This window comes from Roseobacter sp. TSBP12, from assembly GCF_009129705.1.
Taxonomy (GTDB): domain Bacteria; phylum Pseudomonadota; class Alphaproteobacteria; order Rhodobacterales; family Rhodobacteraceae; genus Celeribacter; species Celeribacter baekdonensis_A.
Map to the genome: position 1 here is coordinate 58296 of NZ_PYIB01000057.1, position 14961 is coordinate 73256.

The 14961-nt window shown below is 57.8% G+C and carries 17 protein-coding genes and 1 tRNA gene; 15 read left to right on the top strand and 3 right to left on the bottom strand.

Annotation, left to right across the window (positions count from 1 at the left end):
- The first annotated feature begins 112 nt into the window (after positions 1-112).
- The 3 genes from C8029_RS17240 to C8029_RS17250 all read left to right on the top strand — a co-directional run bounded on the left by C8029_RS17240 (position 113) and on the right by C8029_RS17250 (position 2814).
- Positions 113-679 carry a response regulator transcription factor gene (locus tag C8029_RS17240; protein WP_157789804.1) on the top strand — a complete coding sequence of 189 codons (567 nt, stop codon included), beginning with the start codon at positions 113-115 and terminating at the stop codon, positions 677-679.
- 818 nt (positions 680-1497) lie between these two features.
- Positions 1498-1731 carry a hypothetical protein gene (locus C8029_RS17245; RefSeq protein ID WP_009571815.1) on the top strand — a complete coding sequence of 78 codons (234 nt, stop codon included), beginning with the start codon at positions 1498-1500 and terminating at the stop codon, positions 1729-1731.
- Positions 1732-1803: 72 nt separating this feature from the next.
- Positions 1804-2814 (top strand): Hint domain-containing protein, encoded by a 1011-nt coding sequence (locus C8029_RS17250; protein ID WP_152003378.1) that lies wholly within the window; start codon positions 1804-1806, stop codon positions 2812-2814.
- Positions 2815-3351: 537 nt separating this feature from the next.
- On the opposite strand, the gene C8029_RS17260 is transcribed toward C8029_RS17250, so the two are convergent.
- Positions 3352-3441: transfer RNA gene (locus C8029_RS17260), tRNA-Ser, on the bottom strand.
- Positions 3442-3684: 243 nt separating this feature from the next.
- On the opposite strand from C8029_RS17260, the gene C8029_RS17265 reads away from it, so the two are divergent.
- The 8 genes from C8029_RS17265 to C8029_RS17300 all read left to right on the top strand — a co-directional run bounded on the left by C8029_RS17265 (position 3685) and on the right by C8029_RS17300 (position 10624).
- Entirely contained in the window at positions 3685-4578 is an 894-nt protein-coding gene (locus tag C8029_RS17265; RefSeq protein ID WP_009571817.1) for a DUF2059 domain-containing protein, read from the top strand.
- Between the two features lie 275 nt (positions 4579-4853).
- Entirely contained in the window at positions 4854-5444 is a 591-nt protein-coding gene (locus C8029_RS17270) for a 50S ribosomal protein L21 (RefSeq protein ID WP_152003390.1), read from the top strand.
- Positions 5445-5466: 22 nt separating this feature from the next.
- The gene (gene rpmA, locus C8029_RS17275) at positions 5467-5736 is read left to right on the top strand and encodes a 50S ribosomal protein L27 (RefSeq protein ID WP_009571819.1); all 270 of its coding nucleotides are present in this window, start codon (positions 5467-5469) and stop codon (positions 5734-5736) included.
- 267 nt (positions 5737-6003) lie between these two features.
- Positions 6004-6555, top strand: a complete 552-nt coding sequence (locus tag C8029_RS17280; RefSeq protein ID WP_414632329.1) for a GNAT family N-acetyltransferase — start codon at positions 6004-6006, stop codon at positions 6553-6555.
- A 37-nt stretch (positions 6556-6592) separates the two neighbouring features.
- Entirely contained in the window at positions 6593-7144 is a 552-nt protein-coding gene (locus C8029_RS17285) for a GNAT family N-acetyltransferase (protein WP_193217679.1), read from the top strand.
- 80 nt (positions 7145-7224) lie between these two features.
- A complete protein-coding gene (gene obgE / locus C8029_RS17290) occupies positions 7225-8274 on the top strand; it encodes a GTPase ObgE (RefSeq protein WP_009571822.1) in 1050 nt (349 codons plus the stop codon).
- Complete coding sequence (proB, locus tag C8029_RS17295) at positions 8262-9362, top strand: glutamate 5-kinase (protein WP_152003380.1); 1101 nt, start codon at positions 8262-8264, stop codon at positions 9360-9362. The genes obgE and proB overlap by 13 nt, the downstream gene beginning before the upstream one ends.
- Positions 9359-10624 carry a glutamate-5-semialdehyde dehydrogenase gene (locus tag C8029_RS17300; protein ID WP_040402104.1) on the top strand — a complete coding sequence of 422 codons (1266 nt, stop codon included), beginning with the start codon at positions 9359-9361 and terminating at the stop codon, positions 10622-10624. Before proB ends, C8029_RS17300 begins: the two co-directional genes overlap by 4 nt.
- Before the next feature lie 166 nt (positions 10625-10790).
- Here the strand turns inward: C8029_RS17300 and C8029_RS17305 are convergent, their stop codons facing one another.
- Positions 10791-11390, bottom strand: a complete 600-nt coding sequence (locus C8029_RS17305) for a histidine phosphotransferase family protein (protein WP_009571825.1) — start codon at positions 11388-11390, stop codon at positions 10791-10793.
- Between the two features lie 43 nt (positions 11391-11433).
- Between C8029_RS17305 and C8029_RS17310 the strand changes: the two genes are divergently transcribed.
- The 3 genes from C8029_RS17310 (at position 11434) to olsA (ending at position 13410) form a co-directional block, all read left to right on the top strand.
- Entirely contained in the window at positions 11434-11613 is a 180-nt protein-coding gene (locus tag C8029_RS17310) for a DUF3553 domain-containing protein (protein WP_009571826.1), read from the top strand.
- 175 nt (positions 11614-11788) lie between these two features.
- Positions 11789-12568: an L-ornithine N(alpha)-acyltransferase gene (gene olsB / locus C8029_RS17315; RefSeq protein WP_009571827.1), complete on the top strand. Its 780-nt coding sequence runs from the start codon at positions 11789-11791 to the stop codon at positions 12566-12568.
- Complete coding sequence (olsA, locus tag C8029_RS17320; protein ID WP_226946383.1) at positions 12565-13410, top strand: lyso-ornithine lipid O-acyltransferase; 846 nt, start codon at positions 12565-12567, stop codon at positions 13408-13410. The genes olsB and olsA overlap by 4 nt, the downstream gene beginning before the upstream one ends.
- On the opposite strand, the gene C8029_RS17325 is transcribed toward olsA, so the two are convergent.
- Positions 13399-14040, bottom strand: a complete 642-nt coding sequence (locus C8029_RS17325; RefSeq protein WP_009571829.1) for a thiamine phosphate synthase — start codon at positions 14038-14040, stop codon at positions 13399-13401. The genes olsA and C8029_RS17325 overlap by 12 nt on opposite strands.
- Positions 14041-14157: 117 nt before the next feature.
- Between C8029_RS17325 and C8029_RS17330 the strand changes: the two genes are divergently transcribed.
- A complete protein-coding gene (locus C8029_RS17330; RefSeq protein ID WP_009571830.1) occupies positions 14158-14934 on the top strand; it encodes an RNA methyltransferase in 777 nt (258 codons plus the stop codon).
- The last annotated feature ends 27 nt before the right edge of the window (positions 14935-14961 follow it).

Sequence of the window (14961 nt, forward strand, 5' to 3'; positions counted from 1 at the left end):
TTTGATCATGCCCCCCCAAAGGGGGGCGATTGCGCCAATCCCTGCCGCGTATCTTTGGCTAAAGATCTGACACCTCCGTCAGACCATGCACCTACAGGGACCGGCGGCGCAGATGTCACAGGACAGGCACAGCTCTTACATCACGCGGATGATCCCCGGTGCAGAGACAACGGCGCTTGCCTGTCTGGATGTCACTCCCAGCGCGCGGATCGTGAGCCGCGATCACGCCGCTGCGCGATTTCTCAAGGCAAACCCGCGCTTTGTGAGGGGGCAGAGGCAGGAATATTTCACTGCCCAACCCGCCAAGCGATTTTCAAATGCCTTGAGAGCGGCCTGTAAAGAGATGCCGCCGAGGGCGTCGATTTTGCGGGTAGAGGGACAGGCACCGGTGCAAATCAACATTCTGCCGTTCCAACCCGAGCTCATCCGCATCGTTTTGTTTTTGCCACAGGCGGTGGGCGAGGCCACGCCTGTGGCCTTGCCAAAACTCACATCGCGGGAAACGTCGGTGTTGCGACTGGCCGCCTCTGGCCAGCGGCGGGATCGGATTGCGTACGAGCTGAATATTTCTTTGCCGACCGTTGATATGCACTGTCGCAACCTGCGGCAAAAACTGTCGGCCTTGACCACATCAGAAGCGGTGGCAATTGCCGCAAAGATGAATTTGCTCGATGTGTGACGTGGCGGGGTGTTGTGGTGGGGGTGTTGAAGTCAATTGGACGGCGTTGACATAACGACAGAATAAAGCGTTTGGCATCAAATCTCCACGTCTAACACGAAATGTTTTAACGTAGGCCTGCACCAGAACGGCCCGCGCCAGCCTCACGCGCCCTGACCGTGCTGCGGGCCAGAGTATCAGCCCATGATGGCGTTCGGGATGAGCGTGTTGGTGAGGAACTAGAGGTTTTCCCTAAGGGTCTCTCGGGTGATTGTGCCGCTAAGGCAGGTACAAAGTTTCTCTTCGGGCGGAGGGGGCCGGTAAAGGCGTCTGAGGCATGAGGCCAAGCTTACGACCTGCCATATGCGCGACGATGTCCGCACGGCTCATGCCATCCGGCAAGGTGAGCCAGATGTTAAAGGCATAGGGCTGCTTGTATAGCTCAACCCGTCGAGCGCGTCGGCAACGATTTCCTGTCGGACGCCGATCCTTTTGTGGATGAAGCGGCGCATGTAGTCGGCGGTGCCATCCTCGATCGGCTGTATGGCCGACACAGCTTGCAACATCAAAAACAGGCATCACAATCAATCACACAAACGAGCCAAGGCCTCAAATTCTCAAACCGTCCTGAAGCCCCATATTTTGACGACGGACAATATATACATAATATACAAATATATGTGTGGGTTTGGGAGCTATTGCTCGAACGCCAACGGACACCTGCTGGACCAGTCGAGGATAGACACGAGCGGCATGAGATTTACTTGGATACAGTCATGGAACAGCGGCCGAACCGCCCTAAACCCGGGCCCATTTCAAGTTCACAAGGAGAAACGTCTATGAAACTTGTTCCATTGGCACTCTTTGTCATTGGAGTTCTGCTCAATTACTGGGTGCAAAAAAACGATGCCGGCCAATTTCTGATGATTTCAACTGGCATTGCTGCCGTCTTGGGGTTGGGATGGTCGTTTGTGCAGTATGTTTTGACACCCATTAATAGAACAAGGAACCGAATATTCGGGAACAGTTCGATAAAGCTTTATAGTGATCTATACAAAGGGGACGATGAATAGATGGCAAGTAGTCAAGTATATGGGAAGGTCGCCGGTTTTGGAGTCGGAGTTGGATACGATGATAAATCTGGCGTGACTCTGACATTCTTCACAGGCGCGTCGATGGGGGCTGCAGGATCTGCTTCATCGACCATTAGCTTCGATCTTTTTGATGTAAACGATGAATTTGTTATTGATACTTCTGGTGCTACATACATCGGCGGTGGGACCCCCATTGGTCTGCCTCTTCAGGTGACGGGGCAGAGAAACATGCAAACCGGCGACATGATGGTGACTGTGGGTGGAGGAGACAGTGACGTCCTAGAAGTAGGGTTTTCTTACGAAGCTGCCAGTAGCGAATTTGAAACAGATTTTTCCGTAACGAGATATGACCGCTCGTTTGAGGGCGATGGCGTTATCATCGTTTCTGAAATTTCGGGGAATGAATCTGGGTACACGGTGGTGATCAGTTATGCGACGGACCTCGAAGGAAATCGCTTAACACCAATTGAAGGTAAGCCCTTTCTGGAGGCGGCGAGCTATCCATTGGATCCGGGATACAATTCGTACTATGTATTCAAAACCGATGACGCCACATCGACGCTAATTACTGACCGTTGCTTCCTCCCCGGCACCCTGATCACCATGGCGGACGGCAGCAAAAAGCCCATCGAAGATATCCTCCCCGGCGACATGGTGCTGTCCTTCGACGAGCAGGGCGAATTGGTCCCGGGCAAGGTGACCCGCACCAAGCTCATCGACGCCACCATGATCCTCGACTTCCACGGCTCCAAGGTCACGCCGGGCCACGTCTATTGGTGTACCGATGGCGCGTTCGCCGGGCAATTCGGCACGCTGATCGACATTCTGCGCAGCGACGTTGCAGACCTGTGTATCGCTGACCTGATCCGTGCAGGCGGTGGGACGGTGAACGAGGCAGGATTGATCGTCACGGAAGACACGCCCGAAGGTATCCCCCTGCATTGGCCGTTTTCGCAGAGCCTGCCGAAGCCGGAAGACGACATCCTCGCCTGCTCGCGCCTCACCCTGCCGGAGATATTCACTGCCGCTGAATGGGAAGACCAGCGGCCAGTGATGTATTGACGGGGTGTGCGTTAGGATCAACGCAAAGGCAGAAAACGCTGCGATAGATGGAAGATTTCAGGCTGGTCGATATCCGAAACCGGCATTCGAACGATCTTGGGAAAAGCATAGTCTGCAGGCGTTCGATATGGACCTGCCGAGCGACTCTTCGAAACAAGGCACGTCCGCGAGCCACGTTGAGTGTCACGACATCCACGCCTCCGAGGCCAAAATCGGTACGTAGCGGGTTGCCCTGCCGATTTCGCTGTCCTTTGACCTTTGCGCGGACAATCCAGCGCTGCGCGCAGGATGGATCAACCACCAGATAGGGCACGTGGCCATCGCAGTGTCGTCCTGGTCCAAGCGTTCGGACCAGATTCTTCGTCAGCTTTCCAGAAGTATAGGCCATTTAGAATACAACATTTCGTACCATCAATTGAACAGAACTGAGCGAAATCGAAACGAAGCCAATAAGATCAACGAACGCAGATGAGCGCATAAGTTCAGTGACTTATACGCTACTAAGCGGTTCTATATGGATCAATAGAAATGGTAAAGTGGCGGAGAGACAGGGATTCGAACCCTGGGTCCCCGTAAAGGGACAACGGTTTTCGAGACCGCCCCGTTCGACCACTCCGGCACCTCTCCGCGGGGGTCTGGTGGCGGGTGATTTAGCGGGGCTATGAGGGCGGCGCAAGCCCTTTCGTGACATTCTTTTTGGCAAAGCTGCGCCAAATTCCGCCTTTGTTGTCAAAAACGCTTTGGTGACTTGGCAAAAACCTTTGTCTCTGCTTACCATTCGGTAACTGAATTGGCCGTATAGCCATGGGGCATGGCGGGTATGTCCGCGGCTGCGAGGCGTGGCCATAGACCGTTTTGGAAAGGGTTTTGATGATCGAACATGCACACAGCTTTCGTAGGGCTTGGCTGACACGAGCGATGTCTTTTGTCGCGGTCACGGTGATGGCGGTCACAATGGCTCTGTCTGTACCTTACGCGGCCAAGGCGGGGACTGGCGCGGTGCAGGGCGAGGATCTTGATGCGCTGTTGCAGGCCCTGTTGTTTCGCGATGTCTCGGAAGTCTTGTCCGACGAAGGCCGCGCGATGGCCGATGATTTCGTTGAGGCGGGCTATGGTGTGCCAAAGCCCGCGTGGCAAAACATGCTTGATCGGCTCTATGATCCGGAGGCGATGGCACATGCATTTCGGTCTGAAATGGGTAAGGCGCTTGAGGATGCGGATGTTGCACCAATGGTGGCGTTTTTCACCACCGATTTGGGGCAACGCATCGCCCGGCTTGAACTCGACACGCGCAAAGCGATGACGGGGGAGGCGGCGCAGGCGGCCGCGGGCGAGGCTTGGGCGGCGCTCGACCCCGACTCCCGGCGTGCCAAGTTGATCGAAGACTATGTGCAGGCCAATGACTTGGTCGAAATGAACGTGGTGGGCGCGATGAACAGCGACATCGCCTATTACCGCGGGCTTTGGACGGTTGCGGGTTCCGACGCGATGAGCGAAGGCGACCTGATGCGCGAGATTTGGTCCACGGAACCCGAAGTGCGCGCCGATGTGTCCGAATGGGTCTACGGGTTTTCGACGCTGGCCTATGATACATTGAGCGACGAAGAATTCGCACGCTATGTGGAGTTTTCGCGCAGTGAGGCCGGGCGGCAGTTGAATTTTGCCCTGTTCGCCGCCTTTGATGCGGTTTATGCGGACCTGTCGCGTGGGCTTGGGGCAGGGACCTCGATGCTGATGCAAATGTATGATGGGGAACAACTCTAAGGTTCGGCGTGGGATGTCCCCGTTTTGGCGGCGAGTCCCATAATCCGGCCTTGACTTTTCACCCACGATTCCCGATACACGCGCCACCCGGCGGACCCAAAGGTGCGACCGGGTGATGTCTTTTGGGCCTCACGTCTTTTTTAAACGGTGTGAAACAGGTCCAAATTGGCAAAATGACAATCTCGACCCCAACAAGGGGCGCGCTGTTTGACGGCATGAACATCGGGGATTTGCTCCGGGGCCACAAAACGCGGGTATATCGAAAGGATAACTGCATGTTTGCGGTTCTGAAGACTGGTGGCAAGCAATACAAAGTGCAAAGCGGTGACGTTTTGCGCGTTGAGAAACTTGCGGCCGCAGCTGGTGAAAAAATCCAGTTCAACGAGATTTTGATGGTTGGCTCCACCATCGGCGCGCCCCTCGTGGCCGGCGCCGGCGTGCAAGCCGAAGTCATCGACCAAATCAAGGGTGAGAAACTCATCCACTACGTCAAGCGTCGTCGTAAGCACTCGTCGCAGCGTAAAAAAGGCCACCGTCAGCAACTGACTCTGCTGCGCATCACCGACATTTTGGAAGCGGGTGCGGATGCAACCGGCGTCAAAGCTGCGATCGGCGCGGGTTCCGCTCCGAAAACCGCTGTCGAAGCTGCTGCTCCGAAGAAAGCCGCGAAAGCTGCGGCTCCGGTTGCAGCTGCTGGCGCTGACGATCTGACCACCATCACCGGTGTTGGCCCCGCTGCTGCCAAGAAATTGGTCGAAGCAGGCATCACCACTTTCGCTCAGTTGGCTTCCGTTGACGTCGAAACTTTCGACGCCGTGAAAGTCAAACCCGAGTGGGTTGAACAAGCCAAAGAACTGGCGAAGTAAGCGTAGTTAAGGAGAGAACACCATGGCACATAAAAAAGCAGGCGGTTCGTCCCGTAACGGTCGCGACTCAGCTGGCCGCCGTCTCGGCGTCAAACTTTACGGTGGCCAAGAGGCCATTTCGGGCAACATCATCGTGCGTCAGCGCGGCACCAAATTCTGGCCGGGCGAAGGCGTGGGTCTTGGCAAAGATCACACCATCTTTGCAACCACCGATGGCAAAGTGACCTTTCACAAGGGCCTGAAAAAACGCACTTTTGTATCGGTTCTTCCAGTGGCGGAGGCCGCTGAATAAGCCGTCCGATACGGGTTTGAAAAAATCAAGGGGATCGGCGCAGCCGGTCCCCTTTTGCATGATGCCGCGCGATTTGGCGGAATCAGCGGCACGGAACGTGATACCGGGACAGTTTGGCTAAGGCTACGTTAACATTGCTGTCGTATGTGCTGTGTATCTTGTCGCTTCCCCGAGATGGGGTTTTCGAAGGGACCTTTTCGGGGAGGAAAAGGTGCTTATATCGGATTCAATAAGAATCCAACTCTTTCAGGAGGAAGAGAGATGAATATGGAGATCGTGAAAAACGCGGTTGAGACGAACACACAGGCAGTGATTGAAACGGAACGGTTTGTCCTGCGCCCACCGCGCCGCTCGGATGCGGGGCTGTTGTCGATGTATGCGGGCGATGTGCGCGTGGCGCGCAATTCGCGTTCTTTGCCGCATCCCCTGCCTCCCGGCGCGACCGAGGCTTTCGTGGCCCGCGCACTCAAACCCGGCACTGAGGAAAAAGTTTGGGTGCTCGATGGCTCCAACCATGAGCTGTCCGAGGTTTTGGGGGTGATTTCCCTGAAACCGCTCGATCGCGATCAATGCGAAGTGGCCTTTTGGGTCGCGCCCTCGTTTTGGGGCACCGGATTGGCCCGCATGGCGTTGGGCGCCATGGTGGCGGCCAATCCGTTGGGCTCTAAAACCATGTTTGCCGAGATTTTTCAGGACAACCCAGCTTCGGCCCGGGTCGTGACCGCCGCGGGCTTTGAATATATCGGCGATGCGGAAACCTTCTCGGTTGCGCGCAACACCTTGGTCCCGACCTGGACCTATCTGCGCAAACTCGACTGACCCCAAATCGGGGTCGCCCACACCAGGACAGACCCCGATGACCACAGACTCCCAAAGCTTCTCTCTTGAAACAGACCGTTTGATCCTGCGGCCGCTGAGCCAAGCGGACGCGGCGCCTTTGACGCGGTTATTGAATGATTTTGAGGTGTCGAAATGGCTCAGCCGGATCAGATACCCCTATGGCGTCATTGAGATGCAGTGGTTCATTGCCCGGCTCAATAGCCCCTATCGCTTTGGGATTGTTCATAAAGACAGCGGTCATATCATGGGGGTGATCGGTATCGCCGAACATCTCGGCTATTGGCTTGGCCAGCCTTATTGGGGGCATGGCTATATGTCGGAGGCGGCGCAGGCGGTGGTGGATCATTGGTTTGCCCATGATGGTCTGAGCCTTGCCTCATACCACTTTGTTGCGAATGCCAAATCGCGGGCCATTTTGAAAGGGCTGGGGTTTGAGGATACCGAGCCTCTGCAACAGTATAGTATGGCGCGTGGTCAAACCGTTGCGGCGCAAGCGATGAGTTTGACGCGAGAGGTGTGGGCGTCGCGCAAATCCTCTGACACAGCCCCCCCACAACACCGCACATAACAACGCACATTGAGTTTGGCGGCGAGCCGCGATACATCTGCCCAAAGCCCTAGGATCATGGGGCACAGAAGGACAAAGACATGAAATTTCTCGATCTGGCCAAAGTTTACATTCGATCGGGCTCCGGCGGGAACGGCTGCGTGTCGTTTCGGCGTGAAAAGTTTATCGAATACGGCGGCCCGAACGGCGGCGACGGTGGGCGCGGCGGCTCTGTGATCATCGAGACGGTGGACGGGCTCAACACGCTGATTGATTTCCGCTATCAACAGCACTTTTTTGCTCAAAACGGCCAAGGCGGTATGGGCAACAATCGCACCGGCAAGGATGGCGAGGACATCGTGTTGCGCGTACCGGCGGGTACTGAAATTCTGGACGAAGACGAAGAGACGGTGATCGCCGATCTGACCGAGGTCGGGCAGCGGTTTGTTTTGGCCAAGGGCGGCAATGGCGGCTGGGGCAACCTGCGGTTCAAAAGCTCGACCAACCAAGCGCCGCGCTCGGCCAATCCGGGTCAGCCGGGGATTGATCGCACGATTTGGCTGCGACTGAAACTGATCGCCGATGCCGGGCTTTTGGGCCTGCCCAACGCCGGGAAATCGACGTTTTTGAGTGTGACCTCGAATGCGCGGCCTAAAATCGCGGACTATCCGTTTACCACGCTGCACCCGAACCTCGGGGTGGTGGGCATTGATGGCGCCGAATTTGTCGTCGCTGATATTCCTGGCTTGATCGAAGGCGCGTCTGAGGGCCGGGGCCTGGGCGATTTGTTCTTGGGCCACGTCGAACGCTGCGCTGTGTTGTTGCATCTGGTTGATGGCACTGCCGAGGATGTGGTCAAGGATTATCAGACCATTATCACCGAGATCGAAAACTATTCCGATGTGTTGGGCGACAAGCCGCGGATCACCGTCCTCAACAAGGTTGACAGCCTGATGGATGAGGAGATCGAGGAAAAACTGGCGGCGCTGCAAGAGGCGTCCGGCGGGCGGGTTTACACCATGTCCGGCGCGACCAAGGCCGGGGTTGAGACCGTGTTGCGCGCGCTCAAGGCCGAGATTTCGATGGACCGTCTGCGGACCAAACAGGCCGAGGCATCGGACGAAGAGGAAGACCAGAATTGGCAACCCTAAGCGGCGCAAAACGTGTTGTGATCAAAATCGGCTCGGCGCTCTTGGTCGAGCGCGGGGAATTGCGCGCGGACTGGCTCAAGGGCCTGGCCGAAGACGTGGCGATGCTCAAAGCCCGCGGTGCGGCGGTGATTTTGGTCTCGTCGGGCTCCATTGCGCTGGGGCGGGGGATTTTGCACCTGCCCGCGGGAGAATTGCCGCTTGAGCACTCACAAGCAGCGGCCTCTGTCGGGCAAATCCGTCTGGCGCGGGCCTATCAAGAGGTGTTGGAGCCGCTCGGCATCACCACATCGCAGATTCTATTGACGCTGGAAGACAGCGCCGATCGTCGCCGGTATCTTAATTCGCGCGCCACTTTGGACGCGCTGTTGGGCCTTGGCGCGGTGCCGATCGTCAATGAAAACGACACGGTGGCCACCGATGAAATCCGTTATGGCGACAACGACCGTCTGGCGGCGCAAATTGCGGTCACGGTCGGCGCGGATCGCTTGGTGTTGCTCTCCGATATTGACGGGCTTTACACCGCAAACCCAAATATCGACGCCTCCGCTCGCCATATCGCCACTGTCGAACACATCACGCCAGAAATTGAAGCCATGGCTGGTGATCCGGTGTCTGGTCTGTCCAAGGGCGGAATGAAAACCAAAATCATGGCTGCCAAAACCGCCATTGCCGGTGGCTGCACCATGGCAATCACCGAAGGATTTAAAGACCGGCCGATTCAGGCACTTGAGGCGGGGGCGCGGGCCACATGGTTTATCGCGCATGAAGATCCGGAACGTGCCCGCAAACGCTGGATCGGCGCGATGAAGCCGAAAGGTGAAATCATCATTGATGCGGGGGCGGCACGAGCGCTCGCGCATGGAAATTCCCTGTTGCCCGTCGGCGTCTCGGAGGTTGTTGGCCATTTTGGCCGCGGCGAACCAGTGGTGGTCCTTGGACCCAATGGCGCGCGCATTGGGTTGGGCCTGTCCCGCTATACCTCAGAGGAATCCGAGGCGATCAAAGGCGCGCATTCCGAAGACATACAGGCGATCCTCGGCTATTCCGGTCGGGCCGCTTTGATCCACAGAGATGATTTGGTGCTATGACAGAGTTAGACGTAAAGACGATGATGCAGGATTTGGGCGCGCGCGCGAAAGCCGCGAGTGCCAAGCTGGCCGTGGCCACATCCGCGCAAAAACAGGCCGCATTGAACGCGGCCGCCGATGCCATTTGGGCGCGACGGGCGGAGATCATTGCGGCGAATGAAAAAGACATGGCCTTTGGCCGCGAAAAGGGTCTGACCGACGCGATGATGGACCGGCTGATGCTGGACGAGACGCGTATTCAGGGCATGGTGGAGGGCTTGAGCGCGGTTGCGGGTCAAAAAGATCCGGTTGGCGATGTGATGGCCGAATGGGACCAGCCCACCGGCCTGCATATCAAACGGGTGCGCACGCCTTTGGGCGTCATTGGCGTGATCTATGAGAGCCGCCCGAATGTGACCGCGGATGCCGGGGCTTTGTGCCTTAAGGCGGGCAATGCGGTGATCCTGCGCGGTGGTTCGGAGAGTTTCCACAGCTCCGGCGCGATCCACGCCTGTTTGGTCGATGGGCTCAAGGCCGCGGGCCTGCCCGAAGATGCGATCCAGCGTGTGCCGACGCGGGACCGGGCAGCGGTCAGCGAGATGTTGACCATGACCGATTATATCGACGTGATCGTGCCGCGTGGTGGCAAGGGCTTGGTTGGGCTGGTGCAACGCGAGGCGCGGGTGCCGGTGTTTGCCCATCTTGAAGGCATCGTGCATATCTTTATCGACGCCTCCGCTGATCCGGTCAAAGCGATGAATGTGGTGATCAACGCCAAAACCCGGCGCACCGGGATTTGCGGCTCGGTGGAATGCCTGTTGATTGACCGTCAAGTGGCCGACAGCTTGGGCGCGGATGTGATTGCGGCACTGATCGGCAAAGGCGTTGAGGTGCGTGGAGACGCGGCGGTTCAGGCGATGAACAGCGCGGTGATCCCGGCGACCGAAGACGATTGGGGCCACGAATATCTCGACAGCATTGTCGCCGCCAAAGTGGTGGACGGGATCGACGGCGCGATTGATCACATTCACCAGTATTCGTCGAACCACACCGATTGCATCCTGTCCGAGACGCCTGAACATGTGGCGCGGTTCTTTGCCGAGATCGACAGTGCGATCCTGATGCACAACAGCTCGACCCAATTTGCCGATGGCGGCGAATTTGGCATGGGCGCCGAGATTGGCATCGCCACGGGCAAAATGCATGCGCGTGGGCCGGTGGGGGCCGAGCAATTGACCTCGTTCAAATATCTGGTGACCTCTGAAGGGTCTGTGCGGGCGTAACCGCGCGGATATTTGAGTGTTTTATCACGGTAAAAACGCGCGGAGGGGAGCCTTTCGCGCGTTTTTCGTTGAGGAGCCGGGAAGACAAAAGGAAGGCGCGGGTCAGAGGGGGCCCGCGCCTTCAAGGTGCCACCCCGAGGATCACATGGGGCGGCTGGGAGTGTGGTTAGGCGTTTAGGGTGATCACCCCATCGCCGGAAGAATGGGTGATGCGGCGACCAAGAGCGGCGGCCTGCATCGGGGCCAAAAGGAATTGCACATCGGAGGGTTTTAGCCCCTCGGCCTTGGACAGCGCGCCCAGGCGGGCCCAAAGGTCGGGTGCGGGTTCAAGCCGATCTGCGCGGGCGCGCACGCTCCATTGTCCACCGGAGCAGGACAGGCGGATTTCGCCGCCACGGGGCAGGGCGGTTTCCAGGCACATCATCATCAGACAGGCGAGTTTGACCTCCTCGCGCGGCATGTCCTCAGACGCGTCCCAATGATAGGTGAGGCGTGTGGTTGAAATGCCTTTGAGAATGGTGACCATTTCGGCGCGCGAGGACATTTGGCCGGCGGAGGCCACGCCAAAGGCCACGCGAAAGAATTTCACCCGAGCATTTGCATTTTCCACACTTTCAGAGATAAGGCTGAGTTCAGGGCCTGCACCGACGCCCGACATGTTCAAAAGTTCCACGCCATTTGAGATCGCGCCCACCGGGCTGATCATATCGTGACAAATGCGGGAACCGATCATGGCGGCAATGTCGCGGGCGAGGTCTTGGGTCATGTTTTATCCTTTAGGGGCAGTCTGTGCGAGGAGCGCGTCAGCAATGGAAGATCTCAATGCGATGTTGGAACCGGGTCAAATGGTGCGCCACCCGGTGCAAACGGACTGGGGCATCGGTCAGGTGCAATCGAACATCGGTGGCAAGGTCACCGTCATGTTTCAACATGCGGGTAAGGTTGTGATCGACAGCCGACATGTGGCGCTTTTCCCTGTCTACGGGTGATAAGATGCGATTTGCCCGTCTTTATTTGACGGCTTGTTCCCGCTATGGTCGCTGAGACTTGAGGTTTAATCAACCTTAGAGAGAGTGATTTTTCGCCTGTTTCGCTCGTCTGTTGCATTGAAACCAACAAAACCCTAAAACCCGTCCACCGATGAGAGCAGGATCACCCCCCCGTATGAGCGCCCAAAAGCCGCGATTTCAATTGAGATTTGCCCGAAATGAGGCGGATCTACGCGCAGCGCAACGCCTGCGCTATCGCGTATTTGTCGAAGAGCTTGGTTCAAACGGGCCGATGGTGGACCATGTGGCCATGCTTGAGGCCGACCGGTTTGATCCCGATTATGACCACTTGATGTTGATCGACGTGACCCGTTCTGACGATCCGTTGGAGCAATGCGTGGCGGTGTATCGGCTTTTGTCCGGGGAAAAGGCGGCGCTTTTGGGTCGGTTTTACTCCGAAGACGAATATGATCTGTCCCCGTTGAAAGTCACGGGAAAGCGGCTTTTGGAACTGGGGCGCTCCTGCGTGGCCAAGGAGTATCGCGGCGGCACGGCGCTGTTTCACATGTGGGCCGGCTTGGCGAAATATGTGATCGAAGAAGGGTTTGATGTGCTGTTTGGCACGGCCTCTTTCTTTGATGCCGATGTGGCGCGCCATGCCGAATCTCTGTCTCTGTTGCATCACCGCCATCTGGCCCCGTCTGAGTTGCGCGCGCGCACGGTGGACGCCCATTTTCAGACGATGGATTTGGTGCCCGAAGATCAGATCGACCGCAAACGCGCGATGTTGGCGATCCCGCCGCTGATCAAAGCCTATCTGCGCATGGGCGGCAAAGTCGGCGAGGGCGCCTATGTCGATCTGGCCTTTGACACGGTGGATGTGTTGTTGATCCTGGATGTCGCCGAAATTTCACCACGCCAACGCGAGATGTACACCAAGGGCCTCAGCGGGTGAGTGCGCCACTTTGGGATAGCCGCATTCCGCCGTCCAAGCCTGCGACCGTTCAGGGCGGAACGTGGCGGATGGTGCGCCGTGGCGCGCCGGTGATTGGCCTGATCACGATCTGTATGGTCCTGATGCTGGCCACACGCGGCGTGGAGCGCCTGATCAAGGGCAAACGCCGCCCGTGGTCCTCGCAATTCCCCCGTTTCGTGTCACGCACGGCGCTGCGCCTGATGGGCCTCTCTTTGACGGTGCGCGGCACGCCGATGCGCCACCATGGCGCTGTGGTTGCCAATCATTCCACTTGGCTTGATATTTTCGTGCTCAACGCGGTGCAGCGGATTTTCTTTGTCTCCAAGGCAGAAGTGGCCAATTGGCCCGGCATCGGCACCATGGCCAAGGCCACGGGCACGGTGTTTATCAACCGCGACCGCACAGAGGCGGCGCTGCAAAAACAGATCTTCGAAGAGCGGCTGCATATGGGGCATAAGCTTCTGTTTTTCCCCGAGGGCACGTCGAGCGACAGCCTGCGGGTCTTGCCGTTCAAGCCGACGCTGTTTGCGGCGTTTTTTACGCCTGAACTGCGTGATGAGGTTTGGATTCAGCCCGTCACCGCCCGCTATATTGCGCCCGAGGGCCAAGATGTGCGGTTTTATGGCTGGTGGGGCGATATGGAATTTGGCCCCTCACTGGTGCAGGTGCTCAAAGCCTCGCCACAAGGCCGGGTCGAGGTCATGTTCCACGCGCCGATTGCGGTCAAAGACGTGAAAGACCGCAAAGAGATGGCGCGCCTGTGCGAAGAGGCGGTGCGTTCGGGGCTACCGCCTGTTCCTGAGGCCTATTTAGGCGCTTAGGCCGTCGTCCATCGCCGCGATGAAGGCCCCCAAGCTCTTGATCGGGTCTTCGGTGTTCCAAATCTCTTCGCCAATGGCAAAGAAATCGGTGATTTTGGCAAACTCCTTGACGATCTCAACCGTCAATGCGCCTTCGGCCACCACCGGCACTTCGACCACTTCGGACCACCACTGAAACGTGTCTTTTTCGGCCTGTGTCCCGTCGCCCAGATCGGTGTCACCAACCGGACCAAAGGCGATGTAATCCGCGCCGCTTTCGCCCGCGTTCAAACCGTCATGGCGCGAGGCACCACAGAAGGCCCCGACAATGGCTTCATCGCCCAACAGCTTGCGGACCTTGCGCACGGAACGCGATCCGTCGGTCAAATGCACGCCGTCCAACCCGTGACGTTCGGCCAAGGCGACATGCGCCTCAATCACGATCGCCACATCGCGGGCATGACAGACTTCGCGACAGGCATCCGCAGCCCGGCCCAACACATCCTCGTCCTTGGACGCCAAAGCCAAACGCACACAGGCCACCGCATGGGTATCCAACACCGCGGCCAAACGCGCCGGGAAGGTGTCGAGATCAAAGGCGGGCGGGGTCAACAGGTAGATTTGCGGGCGCTCTTGGACGGGGTCGGACATATTGGTCTCCGAAAATGGGTTTCGCCTCCTATAGCGCAAGCTTTGCGCGGGCGGAAGTCTTGCGAGCGGGGGCAAATGCGCTTATCACGCGCCAAATCCAAGATTTAGAGGTCCTCCATGTCAGATGCACCCATGTCAGATGCGCCGCAAGCCGCACAAAGCGGGCCGACCCCCGCCTTTGTCCTTGTGCGTCCGCAGATGGGCGAAAACATTGGGGCGGCGGCGCGGGCGATGTGGAATTTCGGGTTGGACCGGATGCGCATCGTCGCTCCGCGCGATGGCTGGCCTAACCCCAATGCCGTCGCCATGGCCTCGGGCGCGGGGCGGCTTTTGGATGAGGCGGAGCTGTTTGGCACGGTGCGTGAGGCGCTGGCCGATTGCGATTATGTCTTTGCCACCACGGCGCGGATGCGCGGCATCACCAAACCGGTGATGACCCCCGAACGCGCCATGGAACACGCCCGCGCCATCACCGCATCCGGCGGTAAGGTTGGCGTGATGTTTGGGCCGGAGCGCGCGGGTTTGGAAAATGAGGACGTGGTGGAGGCCAATGCCATCATCACCGTGCCGGTGAACCCGGATTTTCCCTCGATCAACCTCGCACAGGCGGTGTTGCTCAACGCCTATGAATGGGGCCGCCAAACCACCGAGGTCGCCCCCGAAGTGGTCGATTTGGCCAAAACGGTCTGGGCGGGCCATCTTGAGGTTGAAAAACTCGGGGATCACTATGAGGAGATTCTTGAGACCTCCGGGTTCTTTTTTCCCGAAGACAAAGCCCACAGCATGAAACTCAACCTGCGCAACCTGTGGTCGCGGATGCCGATGACGCGTGCCGATGTGCAGATGTTGCACGGGGTGATGCGGCAAATGAAACGGTGGAAAGAGCGCGGGTAAACAGCAAAGAACGCCCAACGAAGAGGC